We start from the raw sequence: 14,367 nt of genomic DNA on the forward strand, positions 1-14,367 counted from the left end.
ACGCCGCGAAGGGCGCGACCTACCAGCGATACGTCGCCGTCGCCAGCACCTTGCGCGGCTCCCCGTAGTAGCAGCTGCCCGAGCTGCAGTTCGCCACGTAGTTGCGGTTGCCCAGGTTGCGCAGGTTGAGCGCGAGGCTCCAGCGCTCGAAGTCGTAGCCCAGCAGCGCGTCGAACACGGTGTACGAGGGCACGGGCACCGGCGTGCTCTGCTGGTAGCCGCGGTTCGAGCCCATGAAGCGCGCGCCCAGGCCGAGCTTCACGCCGTTGGCGAAGCGGTAGTCGGCCCACACCGAGAGCTGGTTGCGCGACACCGCCTGCATCTGCTTGCCGATCTCGCTGGGCGTGCTGCTGGCCGTGACCTCGGCCTTGGGCGTGTAGGTGTAGGCCGCCGTCACGTTCATGCGCGACATGGGTTCGAACGAGGCCTCGAGCTCGAGGCCGCGCACCAGGATCTCGCCGGTCTGGCGCGGCGTGTAGTCGGCGTCGTAGGTGATGTAGTTCTGGCGCCGCAGGTCGAACACGGCGGCGCTGTACTTGTCCTTGCGGCCCGCCGGCTGGTAGCGCACGCCCACCTCGTACTGGCGGCCGGTCTCGGGCTTCAGCGGCTGGTTGGTCTGCGGGTCGACCGTGACCGTGGGCGAGAACGACTCCGAGTAGCTGAAGTAGGGCGCCCAGCCGCTCGGATGCAGGTAGACCAGGCCCGCGCGGCTGGTGAACTTGTGGTCGTCGATGCGCGTGGTCGAGCCGTCGATGTGGCTGAAGGACACGGCGCGCGCGCTGTCGTAGCGGCCGCCCAGCGTGGCCACCCAGTCGCCCCACTTGATCTGGTCCTGCAGGTAGAAGCCGGTCTGCGACAGCGTGGTGCGGGCATCGAACCACGGGTCGGCGGTGGTGGTGAGGCCGGTGCTCACCGGCAGGTAGCCGTCGATGTCGCTCACGGTGCCGCTGTTGGAGGTGCGCTGGTCGTTGCGCGAGCGCTGGTAGTCGAGGCCGACCAGCAGCGTGTGCTGCCAGTCGCCCCAGCGCAGCTTCGCCTGCAGCTGGTTGTCGATCGAGGCGATGCGCGCGGCCTCCTTGCTCGCGAACGGGAAGCGGCTCAGCACGCGGTAGTTGGCGGGGCTGTCCGGGTTGTCGGCATCCACGGTGACGAAGCTGGGCTGGTTGTAGACCTGCCCGTAGTCGACCTTGATCGAGCCGTAGCGCGCGTTCTGGCGAAAGCTCAGCGTGTCGTTCAGGCGATGCTCGAACAGGTAGCCGACCATCCACTGGTCCTGGTTGAAGCGGTCGAAGTTCGGGTCGCCGACGTAGGTCTTGCGTGAGAACTGGCCGTTGGGGTTGGGCAGCAGGGTGCCGACCTCGGGGAAGCTGCCGTAGGAACTGCCGTCGCGGATGCGCAGGTAGTGCGACAGCAGGGTCAGCGAGGTGTCGCCCGAGGGCTTCCAGGTCAGCGAGGGCGCGATGAAGCTGCGGTCGTTCGGCAGGCCGCTGGCCGGCAGGCTGGCATCGCGCAGCAGGCCCGTGATGCGGTAGAGCAGCTTGCCTTCGGCATCGAGCGGCCCCGAGAAATCGCCCGCGATCTGGCGCCGCGCGTTGTCGCCGAACTGCAGCTGCAGCTCGCGCAGCGGCTGCGCGGTGGGGCGCTTGCTGACCACGTTGATCATGCCGCCCGGGCCGTTCTGCCCGTAGAGCACCGAGCTCGGGCCGCGCAGCACCTCCACGCGCTCGGTGCCGTAGCTCTCGGTCTGCCAGATCGCCCAGCCGTTGTTGTTGCGCAGCTGCAGGCCGTCGAGGTAGTAGCCGGGCGCCTGCGCGTCGAAGCCGCGCAGGATGGTCCAGTCGAAGCGCGAGTCGGCGCCCCAGGGCGAGACGTTGATGCCCGGCGTGTAGGCCAGCGATTCCTTGAGCCGGGTGGCGCCCGTGGCCTCGATGAAGTCGGCGGTGACGACCGAGATCGATTGCGGCGTCTCGATGATCGGCGTGTCGGTCTTGCTGCCGGCGGTGGCGCGCCGCGCGATGTAGCCGGGAACATGGCCGGTGGCGGTCTCCTCGGTGCCGGCCGTGACCACGATCGGCGGCAGCGCGCCGGTGTCGCCGGCCGAGGCGCGCACCACGGTGAAGGCCGCGTCGCCGTTGCGCACGTAGCCCAGGCCGCTGCCCGCGAGCACGCGCTCGAGCGCCTGCTGCAGCGTGACGGCGCCGCGCACCGCGGGCGCGGTGCGGCCCTCGAGCAGCGAGCTCTCGCCGCCGATGGCGATGCCGTACTGGCGCGACAGCACGCCCAGGCTCTGGGCTAGCGGCTGGGCCGGCAGCGCGAGCTGCAAGGTGGTCGACGGGGCCGCCGGCGCGCCCTGCGCACACGCGGGGCCGCCCATCGCGAGCAGGGCCGAGGCGATGGCGCAGGCGAGGGCCGCGGCCTGGAGGGAATCGATGCGGGGGCGCCGCGGGGTCTGCTGGTTCATGTCCGAAGGTCCTGGAGCTGGTTTGCTACAGAAGACCAGCGAGACGCCGCGTACCCCCCAAAAATAATCAAAACTTTTTTCAGGGCCGACGCGCCATGCCGGCGGCGTGGCCAACGATTTGCGTGCCGCCGTCGGCCAGGCGCTGCGTGCGCACCGGCAGCATCACCGGCAGCGCGCCCACGAAGGCCTGCGGATCGCGCAGCCGGTAGCTGCCGGTCACACGCAGCTCGCGCAGCGCGGGGTCGTCGGCCAACTGCAGCGGCTGGCGCAGGTAGTCGTTCCAGCGCGCCACGGCCTCGGGCAGGCGCGTGTTGCGGAACACCAGCCAGCCCTGCCGCCAGTCGGCCACCTCGCCGACGTCGACGCTGCTGCGCGGGCCCAGCCCGCGCGCATCGGCCTCGATGGCCTCGCCGGCCTGCAGCACGGTGCTGGGGGCGGCCGCCTCGTCCTGACCAGCGGCCCAGACCGCGACCCGGCCCTCGGCCACCGCGAGGCGCATGCGGCCCTCGCGCACCGACACCGTGAACACGGTGCCGAGCACGCGCACGCGGCCCCAGTCGGTGCTCACGGTGAAGGAGCGTTCGGCATCGCGCGCGACCGCGAAGCGTGCCTCGCCGCGCGCCAGGTGCACCGTGCGGCGGTCGCGGTAGAGCACGACACGCAGCGCCGTGTTGGCCGCCAGGTCGAGCGTGCTGCCGTCGGGCAGTGCATGGGCCAGGGTCTGCGCCTGGCCGGTGCTCGGCATCGCCTCGTAGACCGGCTGCCGCCAGTACCAGCGTCCGCCGGCACCGGCCAGCGCGGCCAGGCCAGCCACGCCCAGCAGGCCGATCGTGCGGCGCCGCGCGCGCCGTTCCTGCGCGGCGCTCGGCGGCATCGGCAACTGGCCGCGCAGCGCGCCGTCGTCGACCGCGTTCCAGATCCGGTGCGCGGTCGCCGCGGCATCGGCGTTGGCGGGCGACAGCGCGCGCCAGCGGCCCAGCTCGGCCTGCGCGGCGTCGGCGGCCTCGGGGCTGCCGCGGTGGATGCGGCCGATCAGCGTCAGCGCATGCTCGACCAGCGCGCGCGGCGCGCGCCGTTCGTCTGCGCCGAGCAGGGGCTGTGCGCGCGCGGCCATGGTCAGTCCGCTCCCCCGCCGTAGCCCGCGCAGTCGAGCAAGGCGCGCGTCATGTGGTGCTCGACCGCCTTCTCGCTGATCTCCATGTGCGCCGCGGTCTGCGCATAGCTGAGGCCGTGGATGCGCACGAGGATGAAGGCATGGCGGCGCTTGCGCGGCATGGCCTCGAGCAGCGCGACCAGCCGCTGCAGCTGCTGCCGGGCCGCCACGTGGCGTTCCACCGAGGGCGCGCTGTCGGGCGCGACCAGCGCCAGCGTGTCGAGCATGCGCAGCTCGGCGGCGCGGCGCGCGGCCTGGGTGGCGAGCAGGTTGCGGCCGGTCTGGTAGAGCAGGGCGCGCGGTTCGAGCACCAGGCCGCCCGCGTCCTGGTGGCCCAGCACGCGCGCATAGGCTTCCTGCACGAGGTCGGCGGCGGTGTCGCCATCGCCGGCCTTGCGGGTGAAATAGCGCAGCAATTCTCTGTGGTAGCGCTCGAGCACGGTACACCTCAGCCGGTGTGGAAACAGGGAACTCCCGTCTTGGCTGAGATGTGGCGGCGGCTGATCCGTGGCGCGGGAGAGGGAGCGGAAATTATAGGGAGGGGCCGTGTCAGCCCGTCTTGCGCTGCATCTTGCGCGCGGTCTCCACCACCACCGCGCGCAGCGACTGCACCATCGGCTGCCCCTCCAGTTCCTTCAGCGTGAAGAAGCTCACCGGCGGCAGGTTCCAGCTCAGCCGGTAGGGCAGCGCGGCCCAGTGGCCGGCCTGTTCCATCTCGGCCACCACGTCGCGCGCGAGGATGGCGATGGCGTTGGGCTCGGTGCGCAGCACCGTCTCCATGCTGCGGATGGCGGTGGTCTCGAGCATCGGCACCGGCGGCTGCACGCCGGCGCCGACGAAGATCGCGTTGTAGGTGCGGCGCATCGGCGTGTTCGGCGGCGGCAGGATCCAGTCGAGCTGCGCGAGCCGGGCCCAGTCGAGCGGCCCGCGCGAGAGCCGCTTCGCGCTCTTGGCCGACACCACGAGGCAGGGCTCCTGCTGGTGGATCGCCTCCTGCACCAGGCCGGTGGCGTCGCCGTCGTACGAACGGCCGATCGCGCAGTCGAGCTCGCGCGCGAGCAGGCCGGCCACCAGTTCGTCGGTCGTGCCTTCGCGCGTCATCACCGCCATGCGCGGCGTGCGGTCGAGCAGGTGCGCGAGCGCGGCCGACAGCAGCTGCTGCGGCACCTGCTGCGTGAGGCCCAGGCGCAGCCGGCCGCCGCGGCCCGCCTCGAGCGAGGTCAGCACGCGCGTGGTGGCCTCGAGCTCGGCGAGCCAGCGCCGCGCGTAGTGCAGCACCGCCTCGCCGGCCGCGGTGGGCACCAGGCCACGGCTGCTGCGCTCGAACAGCCGGTTGCCGAAGATGTCCTCGGTTTCGCGCAGCGCCTTGGTGATCGCGGGCTGGCTCAGCCGCATCTCTGCCGCCACGCGGCCCAGCGTGCGGTGCCGGTCGATGGCCTGCAGCAGCGAGAGCTGGCGCAGCTTGAGGCGCGAGAGCAGCGCGTGCTGCAGGTCGGCGGCGGGGTCGCGGGCGGTCGGTGAGGCCATAACCGTCAGGTTATCGCCCGATCAGAATTTAGTCCACTTTGGTGAATCTCGAGGCCTAGACTTTTCTCCATGCCCGCAGCCACCGCCACGACGCTCATGGCCACCTTGGCCGATCTCCTCGACGCGCTCGACGCAGCGCGCGATGCCGAGGAGGCGCTGCGCCGGATCGATCGCTGCCGGCGCGAGCTCGTGCCCGGCAGCATCTTCAGCATCCAGCAGAACGTGACGACCGAAGACGATCCGGCCAGCGAGATCCGGCTGCGCCGCTTCTATTCGTCGGAGGCGCACCGCTATCCGGTCAATGGCGCCAAGCGCAAGACGCACACGAGCTGGACCGATCGCCTGTTCCGCCAGGGCCGCGTGTTCGTGGGCGAGGGCACGCAGGTGCTGGCGCGCCACTTCGACGACTTCGAGCAGATGCGGCCCGCGGGCCTGTGCAGCGTGGTCAACGTGCCGCTGCTGCAAGGCGCGCTGTGCTTCGCCACCTTCAACGTGTTCGGCGTCCGCGAGCGCTGGCAGCCCGGCGAGGTGCTCGGCATCCGCCTGCTGGCGCTGGCCGCCGCGCGCTGGGTGCCGGTCGCGCCGGGCCTCGCCTACCGCTTCGCCGCCGACGCGGTGCCGCTCGATCTCCCCGCTCTCTCTCCTGAAGTGAAGGCCTGACCATGCAATCCAAGAACCTCGTCGTGATCGTCGGCGGCGGCCCCGTGGGCCTGTCGATGGCGATCCTGCTGCAGCGCTTCGGCGTCGACTTCGTGCTGCTCGAGCGCAGCCCGACCACCACCGACCATCCGAAGGCGCGCGGCACCTACACGCGCACGATGGAGATCTTTCGCCAGTGGGGCATCGACGGCCTGATGAAGCGCCATGCGCTGCCCGACGGCGCCGACTTCTTCGCCTTCTGCGAATCGATGACCGGCCACGAATGGGGCCGCACGAATCCCGAGCCGAACCTCGGCCACTCGCCGTGCTGGAAGATCATCCAGTCGCAGGACACGGTGGAGCAGGAGCTGCTCGCCCATGCCAAGAAGAGCGAGGTCGGCCGCTTCCTGTTCGGCCACGAATTCCTGCACTACGCCGAGAGCGCCGACGGCATTGCCGTGACCGGCCGCCGGCTCGACACCGGCGAGACCCTGACCTGGCAGGCCCGCTACCTGATCGCGGCGGACGGCGCCGCGAGCTCGGTGCGGCGGCAGGCCGACATCGAGATGCGCGGGCCGGCCACGCTGGCCGTGATGGCCAACGAGTTCTGGCAGGCCGATCTCTCGCAGGTGCGCGACTCGGCCACCTGCGCCGGCTGGCGCGTCTACGCCAAAGACTCGCCGTACCCGATCACCACCGTGCTCAACACCAACGGAAAAGACCGCTGGCTCAACCTGCTGCCGGTGGGCCGCGAGACCGACGAGCGCACCGGCGCGCGCAGCGACGCCGAGGTGGTGCAGCTCGCGCGCACCGTCTCGGGCGTGCCCAACCTCGAGGTGAAGGTCATCAACCGCTCGGTGTGGCGCATGAGCCGCCAGGTGGCCGCGAACTTCCGGCGCGGCCGCGTGCTGCTGGTCGGCGATTCGGCGCACCGCTTTCCGCCCAATGGTGGCTACGGCATGAACTCGGGCATCCAGGACGCGCACAACCTGGCCTGGAAGCTGGCCTTCGTGCTCAGCGGGCGCGCCAGCGCGCGGCTGCTCGACAGCTACGAGAGCGAGCGCCGGCCGATCGCCGAATCGAACGCCGACTTCAGCCTGCACAACGCGATGCGCTTCAACCATTGCGACGAGGCGCTGCGCTCGGGCAACCGCGAGCGCATCGAGTTCTGGATCCGCGACAGCGACAACCACATCCACAGCATCGGCCAGTCGCTGGGCTTCTGTTACGAGGACGGCGCCGTGATCCCCGACGGCACCGGCCGCCACGTGATGCGCGCGCGCTGGTACGAGCCGGCCGACAAGCCCGGCATGCGCTTTCCGCACCTGTGGCTGGACCTCGCGCGGCGCCACACCACGCTCGACTGGTTCGACCGCGAGTTTGTGCTCGTGGCCGGCCCGCGCGCCGATGCCTGGATGGAGGCGGCGCGCCAGGTGTCGGGCCGCAACGGCCGCGTGGTGCAGGCGCGCCAGCTCGAGGACGCGCACGAGAAGGACGGCCTGCTGCTGGGCCAGCACGGCGCGGTGCTGGTACGGCCCGACGGCCACGTCGCCTTCCGCATGCCGTGGACGCCAACGGACCCGGCCGCCGAGCTGTCGGCCGTGCTGTCGAAGCTGCTGGACTGACGCCATGCCCGTCACCGCGCTGCACCACTTCACGATCCGCTGCACGCCCGCGGAGCTGCCGCCGTTGCTGGACTTCTACACGCGCGTGCTGCGCCTGGAAGCCGGCGCGCGGCCCGAGATTCCCGCGCCCGGCGCCTGGCTCTATGCCGAGGGCCAGCCCATCGTGCACCTGTTCGCCCATCTCGCGACGGCCGACGCGCCGCCGCAGCCGCCCACGGGCCACGTCGACCACATCTCGTTCCGCGCCCACGGTCTGCGCGAGATGCGAGCGCACCTGCGCGCGCTCGAATTGCCCTTCGCAGAGGCGCCGATCCCGGGCTGGGACATCCACCAGCTTTTTCTGCACGACCCGCGCGGACTGAAGATCGAGATGACCTTCTGGCTGGACAGCGAGGAAGAACCGTGGGAGGAAGCGGCATGACTGAGTTCGTGCAGACCGGCGAGGTCCGCATCGCCTTCGACCGCGCGGGCCAGGGTCCGGCGCTGCTGCTGATGCATGGCGCGGAAGCCTCGCGCCAGATGTTCGCCGCGCTGGTGCCGCATCTCGCGAAGCAGTTCACCGTGATCGCCTACGACCAGCGCGACTGCGGCGAGACGGAAGCGCCCGAGCGCGCGGCCACGCTGGCGGACCTCGCGAACGACGCGCAGCAGCTCGTGAAGGCCCTGGGCCTCAAGCGCGCGCACGTGTTCGGCTCCTCCTTCGGCGGCCGCGTGGCGCAGGCGCTGGCGCTGCTGCATCCGCGCGCGGTCGACCGGCTCGTGCTCGGCAGCACCTGGCCGCTACCGCGCCCCTATGAAGAGCTGTGCCCCGATGCGCACCGCCTGGCCGAGCTGCGCCGCGGCCTGCCGGGCACGGCCGAGGAACTCGCGACCTGGTTCTTTCCCGAGGCCTTTCTCGCGCAGCGCCCCGAGCTGCGCCGCGTGTTCGCGGCCGCGCGGCCCGAGACCGCGCGCTCGGCGCGGCGCATGGCGACCGTCGCCACCACCTTGGCGCAGGGCGTGGCCGACATCGTCGCGCCGACGCTGGTGCTCGCCGGCGAGCTCGACCGGGTGGTGCCGCCGACCGTGACGCTCGCGATGGCCGGCCGCATCCGCGGCGCCGATGCCGTGCTGCTGCCGGCCATCGGCCATGTGACCGCGATGCAGGCGCCCGAGGTGCTCGCGCGCCACATGGTCCGTTTTCTGAACCCCGAAGGAGTCCACGCATGAATGCCGTCCTGGAACCCGAGATTGCCCCCGCGGCGCCCGCCGGCAAGGAGGACTACATCCGCGTCGAGGGCCTGTCGAAGACCTTCGGCGGCGGCAGCGAGGGCGTGCTCGCACTGAAGCAGATCGACTTCGGCATCCGCCAGGGCTCCTTCGTCACCATCGTCGGCCCGAGCGGCTGCGGCAAGAGCACGCTGCTGCGCATCCTGGCCGGCCTGCTCGACTACGAGGTCGGCACCGTGCTGCTCGACGGCCAGCCGATCCGCGGCACGCGGCGCGACGTGGGCGTGGTGTTCCAGAGCTCGATCCTGCTGCCCTGGCGCAGCATCCTCGAGAACGTGATGCTGCCGGCCGAGGTGCTGGGCCTCGACAAGGCGAAGGCGCGCGAGCGCGCGATGCAGCTGCTCGCGATGGTGCGGCTCGAGGGCTTCGAGCACAAGCTGCCGCGCCAGCTCAGCGGCGGCATGCAGCAGCGCGCCTCGATCGCGCGGGCGCTGCTGCACGACCCCAAGATCCTCTTGATGGACGAGCCCTTCGGCGCGCTCGACGCGATGACGCGCGAACGCATGAATCTCGAGCTGCAGCGCATCTGGATGGAGAGCGGCAAGACCGTGGTGCTGATCACGCACTCCATTCCCGAGGCCGTGTTCCTCGGCGACCGCGTGTTCGTGATGTCGCCGCGCCCCGGCATGCTCGAGCGCGTGCTGCCCATCGACCTGCCGCGCCCGCGCGGCATGGAGGCGATGTCGCATCCGGCCTTCGCGGCCGCGGCCGCCTCGATCCGCGAGCGCTTCTCGCATGCCGCTTCCTTCGATTGAGAGAAAGGCCGACGCCATGACCACCGCCCTGTTGAGTTCCGAGGCCGCGCCGCTATCGGCCAAGCCACCGCGCCGGCGCCGCACCAACCCGCTGGCCTCGCCGCGCGTGCAGTCGATCCTCCTGCTGATCACGCTGCTCGGTTCGTGGGAAGGCGCCGTGCGGCTGTTCAAGGTGCCCAGGCACCTGGTGCCGCCGGTCAGCGACATCGCGATCGCGCTGTGGCGCGGCCTCGCCACCGGGCCGTTCGCGAAGGACGGCTTCTGGTACCACGGCGGCATCACGCTGGCCGAGATCCTGCTGGGCCTCTTCGTCGGCGGCGGCATCGGACTCGCGATCGGCATCGTGGTCTCGCAGATGCCGCGGCTCGAGCGCCTGCTCGAGCCCTACGTGGCCGCGCTGCAGAGCGTGCCCAAGGTGGCGGTGGCGCCGATCATCGTGGTCTGGCTGGGCTTCGGCATCAGCTCCAAGGTGATGATCATCTGCCTGCTGACCTTCTTCCCGGTGCTGGTGACCAGCATCGCGGGCTTCAAGGCCGTGGACCCGGACCGCATCGACCTGCTGCGTTCGCTGTCGGCCACGCCGTGGCAGATCTTCCGCAAGGCCAAGTTCCCGAGCGCGCTGCCCTACATCTTCGCGGGCCTCAACATGGCCGCGGCCTTCAGCGTGGTCGGCGCCGTGGTGGGCGAGTTCGTCGGCGCCCAGGCCGGGCTCGGCGTGCTGATCCTGCAGATGGAAGCCCAGGCCGACAGCGGCGGCAGCTTCGCCGTCTGCGTCGTGCTCTCGGTGATCGGCATCGCGCTGACCAGTGTCCTGCGCCGCGTGCAGCAGCGCGTGCTGCACTGGATGCCGGCCGATGCCTCGCAGCGCACGGTCAACGTCTGATCCCTTCCTTCCCCTTTTTTCTCTTGCCATCTCGAAACGTCCGGCGCGACGCCGGTGAGGAGCGAACCATGTGGACACGACGCGATTTCGGCCTGGGCCTCGGCGCCCTGGGATTGACGGGCAGCCTGCCGGCCCTGGCGCAGAAGCTGCGCGTGATGAAGGTGGCGAACACCGCTGGCGTCAACGATCCGCAGCAGTGCTTCGTGACCGCGGGCCAGCATCCGCGGCTGAACTTCTACAAGCCCGAGGGCGTGGACGTCGAGTACGTCAACATGTCGAGCATGACGCAGGCGCTGCAGAGCCTGCGCGCCGGCCACGTCGACTACGGGCCCGCCGTGCCCGGCATCCTGCTGCCCGCGATGGCCAAGGACCCGGGGCTCGATCTCGTGAGCGTCTACAAGTGGCTGCCGCGCAATGCCAACGTCGTCGTCGTCAAGCCCGGCAGCCCGATCCGCTCGGTGGCCGATCTCGCGGGCAAGCGCATCGGCGTGCGCAGCCAGGGCGACACCGGCATCGTCGTCACCCGCACCATGCTGGCCGAGCTGGGCCTGAAAGACGACCGATGCGAATACATCGCCATCGGTGACGGCGCACCGGCCGGCGCGGCGATCGACAACGACCGCGTCGATGCGATGGTGGCCTTCGACACCGCGGCCGCGCGCGTCGAACTCGTCGGCACCAAGCTGCGCTACGTGCCGCTCACGCCGAAGTTTGCGCAGTTCGGCTCGGGCTGGCTGTGCGTGCCGCGCGAACTGCTGAAGAAGGAGCGCAAGGCCTTGGTGGGCCTGTTCCGCGGCATGGCCAAGTCCACCCTGTTCGCGCACCACAACCTCGAGGCCGGCATCGACCTGCACTGGGCCGTGTACCCCGAGAGCCGGCCCAAGGGGCGCAGCGAGGACGAGGCGCGCAAGGAGCTGGCCTTCATCCTCAAGGACCGCCGCAACAGCTGGATGCGCCGGCCCGACGATCCCGATCAGCGCATCGGTGCCTCGTCGCTGGCCGAATGGAAGTCCAACATCGAGATGGCCGTGGACGGCAGCAGGAACCCGAAGCTGGCCGACGAACTCGGCGACCCGAACCGGCTGTTCACCAACGAGCTGATCGACGAGGTCAATGCCTTCGACAGGCAGGCGGTGGTGGAGATGGCGAAGGCGTTCAGGCTGTAGCCGACCCGGCTCAAGCCATGTAGCCGAGGTCGCGGATGTCCGCGCGCACCGATTCGCGGTCGGAGCCGTACAGCGGCAGGCTGGCCAGCAGCTCAAGCCGCCGCCGCATCGAATAGAGCGTCTGGAGCGCCTTGTGCGCCGCCTCCTCGGGATCGGCGATGGCCGCCGTGTCGGGATAGGCCCACAGCGCGGTATGGGGCTGGCCGGGCCAGGCCGGCTGCAGGCGGTCGATGTCGGCATCGAGCGCGATCACGAACTCGGCCTCGAAGCCGCGCGCGGGCACGAACTCGTTCCAGCCGCGCGGTTTGATCTCGGGCAAGGGAATACCCGCGGTGCGCAGCGCCGACACGGCCGCCGGGTCCACCGCTGCGCCAATGCGCAAGGGCTGGCCGCAGGAGCGGGCGTGGAAGCGTTTCTCGGCGATGTGGGTGAGACAGGCCTGCGCCATGACGCTGCGCAGCGTGTTTCGTCGGGAGACGAAGAGCACGTTGATTTTTCTGTGCATGACCGCCGAATGTAGCGCGCCTCGCGCCGGTCCGTCGGCGGGCATTCATGGGCTTGACGCGGTGCTCGGGTATATCGGTTGCATGACGAGATCGAGACTTCCGGCCCTGGCGACGTGGGCTGCGGCCGCGCGGCGTGCCACCCTACCGATCGCCATGGGCCTGGCCCTGTGCGGACCCGCGGGCGCGCAGGAGGCACCGTTCAGGATCGGGGGCAAGGCGGCGGAGCCGGTCCGTGCCGTCTGCGCGCCCATGCGCGACGAGATCTCGCGCCGCGGCCTCGAGGACCTGCAGCGCGGCATCCTTCCGCCGGGCGTTCCCACGCCGCAGATCGCGAAGGCCTTGCTGGAACTGCGCATCGGCGCCGCCGAGGCCGACCCGGCCTATCTCCGGCGCGCGATCGATTACTTCCAGCAGACGCCTTCCGAAGAAAGTATGTACCGCGTCGCATGGTTCGCGCAGCTGCTGCTCGCGACCTACACGCGCGATCTCGAGCTGCATGCGGCTGCGCGCCGGCAGTATGCGAAGTCCCTGCCGCCCGATACCAACCGGCGCAGTCCTTCGCAACTGAGCCTGCGGGCAACGCTCATGGCCGCGGCACATCGAGAGGCCGACGGCCTCGGCGGGGGGGCCGGACGCGCGCTGTTGCGCGAGACGGTGGCGCGGTCGAGCGAACTGCTGCGCTCGGCGGGCACGGTCGAGCAGGGCGAGGAGCTGCGCTCGATGGAACGCTTTCATCGCCAGCTGGTGGCGCAGCTCGCGCTGTTGGAGCGCGATGGCGCCACCTTGAGGGCACAGGTCGCGAGCCAGCGCGCGGCTGCGGATGCGAGCGCGACACCGGAGATCCAGCAGGCCGATCTGCAGGCCCTGACGAAGATGCTCTACGACCTCGCGACCCTCGTGCGCGGCGAGGAAGGCCTGCAGGCGGTAGCGCTGCTGCGCCAAGGCTTCGACCGCCAGGCCGAGCTCATCGCCTTGCCCGCGAACCGGGGCATCGGCCTGCCCGAGGTCACCTACCGCGGGCTCGAAACCTCACGTGGCCAATGGCAGATCCATGGCGTCGAGGGCGATCGCCTCTGCCTGCTGCGCACGAACCTCGATCGGCAGCGCGCGATGGTCGACGTGCTCGAGCAGTCGCTGCGCGCCGACACGGGCGTGCCCGACACGGCGCGGCTCGACACTGCCATCGCTGCACTGCAGCGCGCCGGCGCCGCGCTCTCGCTCCAGCCGCTGCCCCTGCTGGCACCCACGCTCGAATTGACGCTGGGCACGGCCTACCGGCTGCAGGCCGTGGCAAGCCCGGCCGGCCCGCTGCGTTCGCAGCGCATCGACCGGGCGCGGGCGCAGTTCAGCGCCAGCGAGCAGCGCCTGCGCCAGTGCTTCTGCCGCTGGTTCGAGGAAGAACTGGCGCACGAGCGCGCGGCGCTCGACACACTGTCGTAGCGCGCCGGCTCAATCCGCCTGCCGCAGCCAGTCGGTGAACTGCGCAAGCGCCGGCAAGCCCGCGCTGTGCTCCGGATAGCACAGCTGATACGACCGCCCCGTCGCCGACTCGATGGCCGACAGCGCCACCAGCTGCCCCGCATCGAGCGCCGCCCGAACCATGAAGGCCGGCAGCAGCGCCACCCCGATGCCCGCGATCGCCGCATGCAGCGACATCGACAGCAGGTCGTAGCTCGGACCCGCATGCAGCTCGGGCAGGACCTCGTCGGCACCCGCGGCCTGTCGCAGCCATAGCGCCCAGGCACCGGGCAGCGAGCTGTTGTGGATCAGCGTGAGGTCGGGCGGCGCCTGCCGCAGCACGGTGGCGAAATCGTCGCCGGCCCAGCGCGCCGCCAGGGCGGGGCTGGCGTAGGGCCGCACGGTCAGGTCGAGCACGGGGATGGCATGCAGGCCCGGCACCGGCGCGCCCACCACCATGATGGCCGCGTCGATCCGGCTCGCGGTGAAATCGACCGGACCGAGGTAGGTCGAGAGGTCGAGCGTGATGTGCGGATGCGCGTTCACGAAACCCGACAGCCGCGGCGCGAGCCAGTAGTTGCAGAACGAGGAGGGGGCGGAGAGCTGCAGGCGGCCGCCGCGGCCCTGGTGCAGCGCGATGTCGGTGGTGGCGCGCTCGAGCCGCAGCAGCAGGGGGCGGACCTCGGCCAGGTAGGCTTGCCCCGCGGGCGTGGCCACCAGCGATTCGCGCCGGCGCTCGAGCAGTTGCGCGCCGAGCCGCTGCTCGAGGCCGATGACCTGGCGGCTGATGGCGCCCTGCGTGAGGTTGAGCGCCTTGGCGGCACGCGTGAAGCTGCCCAGCCTTTCACTGGCTTCCAGGCATTGCAGCGCGATGGTGGAGGGGAGGCGAAGCGGCATCAGCTTTTTGCATGCGAGCAGGAGTTAT

At 70.8% G+C, this 14,367-nt stretch carries 14 protein-coding genes; 8 read left to right on the top strand and 6 right to left on the bottom strand.

Annotated elements, in window-relative coordinates; translation table 11 throughout:
• Nucleotides 1–19: 19 nt before the first annotated feature.
• The 4 genes from AC07RM_RS13930 to AC07RM_RS13945 all read right to left on the bottom strand — a co-directional run bounded on the left by AC07RM_RS13930 (nucleotide 20) and on the right by AC07RM_RS13945 (nucleotide 5,141).
• Nucleotides 20–2,461: a TonB-dependent siderophore receptor gene (locus AC07RM_RS13930; RefSeq protein WP_495334901.1), complete on the bottom strand. Its 2,442-nt coding sequence runs from the start codon at nucleotides 2,459–2,461 to the stop codon at nucleotides 20–22.
• 79 nt (nucleotides 2,462–2,540) lie between these two features.
• Nucleotides 2,541–3,575, bottom strand: a complete 1,035-nt coding sequence (locus AC07RM_RS13935) for a FecR family protein (protein ID WP_495334902.1) — start codon at nucleotides 3,573–3,575, stop codon at nucleotides 2,541–2,543.
• Nucleotides 3,576–3,577: 2 nt separating this feature from the next.
• Nucleotides 3,578–4,054: an RNA polymerase sigma factor gene (locus tag AC07RM_RS13940; protein ID WP_495334903.1), complete on the bottom strand. Its 477-nt coding sequence runs from the start codon at nucleotides 4,052–4,054 to the stop codon at nucleotides 3,578–3,580.
• A gap of 109 nt (nucleotides 4,055–4,163) precedes the next feature.
• Nucleotides 4,164–5,141, bottom strand: coding sequence for a LysR family transcriptional regulator (locus AC07RM_RS13945; RefSeq protein ID WP_208509359.1), 978 nt, complete (start codon nucleotides 5,139–5,141; stop codon nucleotides 4,164–4,166).
• 69 nt (nucleotides 5,142–5,210) lie between these two features.
• Between AC07RM_RS13945 and AC07RM_RS13950 the strand changes: the two genes are divergently transcribed.
• The 7 genes from AC07RM_RS13950 (at nucleotide 5,211) to AC07RM_RS13980 (ending at nucleotide 11,478) form a co-directional block, all read left to right on the top strand.
• Nucleotides 5,211–5,801 carry a GAF domain-containing protein gene (locus tag AC07RM_RS13950; RefSeq protein ID WP_495334904.1) on the top strand — a complete coding sequence of 197 codons (591 nt, stop codon included), beginning with the start codon at nucleotides 5,211–5,213 and terminating at the stop codon, nucleotides 5,799–5,801.
• Nucleotides 5,802–5,803: 2 nt separating this feature from the next.
• The gene (locus tag AC07RM_RS13955) at nucleotides 5,804–7,405 is read left to right on the top strand and encodes an FAD-dependent monooxygenase (RefSeq protein ID WP_495334905.1); all 1,602 of its coding nucleotides are present in this window, start codon (nucleotides 5,804–5,806) and stop codon (nucleotides 7,403–7,405) included.
• A gap of 4 nt (nucleotides 7,406–7,409) precedes the next feature.
• Complete coding sequence (locus tag AC07RM_RS13960) at nucleotides 7,410–7,826, top strand: VOC family protein (protein WP_495334906.1); 417 nt, start codon at nucleotides 7,410–7,412, stop codon at nucleotides 7,824–7,826.
• Nucleotides 7,823–8,614 (top strand): alpha/beta fold hydrolase, encoded by a 792-nt coding sequence (locus tag AC07RM_RS13965; RefSeq protein WP_495334907.1) that lies wholly within the window; start codon nucleotides 7,823–7,825, stop codon nucleotides 8,612–8,614. Before AC07RM_RS13960 ends, AC07RM_RS13965 begins: the two co-directional genes overlap by 4 nt.
• Nucleotides 8,611–9,429, top strand: coding sequence for an ABC transporter ATP-binding protein (locus tag AC07RM_RS13970; protein ID WP_495334908.1), 819 nt, complete (start codon nucleotides 8,611–8,613; stop codon nucleotides 9,427–9,429). The genes AC07RM_RS13965 and AC07RM_RS13970 overlap by 4 nt, the downstream gene beginning before the upstream one ends.
• 16 nt (nucleotides 9,430–9,445) lie before the next feature.
• Complete coding sequence (locus AC07RM_RS13975) at nucleotides 9,446–10,312, top strand: ABC transporter permease (protein WP_495334909.1); 867 nt, start codon at nucleotides 9,446–9,448, stop codon at nucleotides 10,310–10,312.
• Nucleotides 10,313–10,380: 68 nt separating this feature from the next.
• Entirely contained in the window at nucleotides 10,381–11,478 is a 1,098-nt protein-coding gene (locus AC07RM_RS13980; RefSeq protein ID WP_208509365.1) for an ABC transporter substrate-binding protein, read from the top strand.
• A gap of 10 nt (nucleotides 11,479–11,488) precedes the next feature.
• Here the strand turns inward: AC07RM_RS13980 and AC07RM_RS13985 are convergent, their stop codons facing one another.
• Nucleotides 11,489–11,965 carry an arsenate-mycothiol transferase ArsC gene (locus AC07RM_RS13985; protein ID WP_495334910.1) on the bottom strand — a complete coding sequence of 159 codons (477 nt, stop codon included), beginning with the start codon at nucleotides 11,963–11,965 and terminating at the stop codon, nucleotides 11,489–11,491.
• Between the two features lie 172 nt (nucleotides 11,966–12,137).
• On the opposite strand from AC07RM_RS13985, the gene AC07RM_RS13990 reads away from it, so the two are divergent.
• Nucleotides 12,138–13,424 (top strand): hypothetical protein, encoded by a 1,287-nt coding sequence (locus AC07RM_RS13990; RefSeq protein ID WP_495334911.1) that lies wholly within the window; start codon nucleotides 12,138–12,140, stop codon nucleotides 13,422–13,424.
• A 9-nt stretch (nucleotides 13,425–13,433) separates the two neighbouring features.
• Here AC07RM_RS13990 and AC07RM_RS13995 read toward each other — a convergent pair whose 3' ends face one another.
• Nucleotides 13,434–14,339, bottom strand: coding sequence for a LysR substrate-binding domain-containing protein (locus AC07RM_RS13995; RefSeq protein WP_495334912.1), 906 nt, complete (start codon nucleotides 14,337–14,339; stop codon nucleotides 13,434–13,436).
• Nucleotides 14,340–14,367 lie beyond the last annotated feature (28 nt).

It is taken from the genome of Variovorax sp. GW821-FHT09B05, assembly GCF_059418265.1.

Bases quoted from the DNA above. Each gene is read 5' to 3' on its own strand.
- AC07RM_RS13930 (WP_495334901.1), bottom strand. From the start codon at position 2,461: ATGAACCAGCAGACCCCGCGGCGCCCCCGCATCGATTCCCTCCAGGCC.
- AC07RM_RS13935 (WP_495334902.1), bottom strand. From the start codon at position 3,575: ATGGCCGCGCGCGCACAGCCCCTGCTCGGCGCAGACGAACGGCGCGCG.
- AC07RM_RS13945 (WP_208509359.1), bottom strand. From the start codon at position 5,141: ATGGCCTCACCGACCGCCCGCGACCCCGCCGCCGACCTGCAGCACGCG.
- AC07RM_RS13950 (WP_495334904.1), top strand. From the start codon at position 5,211: ATGCCCGCAGCCACCGCCACGACGCTCATGGCCACCTTGGCCGATCTC.
- AC07RM_RS13955 (WP_495334905.1), top strand. From the start codon at position 5,804: ATGCAATCCAAGAACCTCGTCGTGATCGTCGGCGGCGGCCCCGTGGGC.
- AC07RM_RS13960 (WP_495334906.1), top strand. From the start codon at position 7,410: ATGCCCGTCACCGCGCTGCACCACTTCACGATCCGCTGCACGCCCGCG.
- AC07RM_RS13965 (WP_495334907.1), top strand. From the start codon at position 7,823: ATGACTGAGTTCGTGCAGACCGGCGAGGTCCGCATCGCCTTCGACCGC.
- AC07RM_RS13970 (WP_495334908.1), top strand. From the start codon at position 8,611: ATGAATGCCGTCCTGGAACCCGAGATTGCCCCCGCGGCGCCCGCCGGC.
- AC07RM_RS13975 (WP_495334909.1), top strand. From the start codon at position 9,446: ATGACCACCGCCCTGTTGAGTTCCGAGGCCGCGCCGCTATCGGCCAAG.
- AC07RM_RS13980 (WP_208509365.1), top strand. From the start codon at position 10,381: ATGTGGACACGACGCGATTTCGGCCTGGGCCTCGGCGCCCTGGGATTG.
- AC07RM_RS13990 (WP_495334911.1), top strand. From the start codon at position 12,138: ATGGGCCTGGCCCTGTGCGGACCCGCGGGCGCGCAGGAGGCACCGTTC.
- AC07RM_RS13995 (WP_495334912.1), bottom strand. From the start codon at position 14,339: ATGCCGCTTCGCCTCCCCTCCACCATCGCGCTGCAATGCCTGGAAGCC.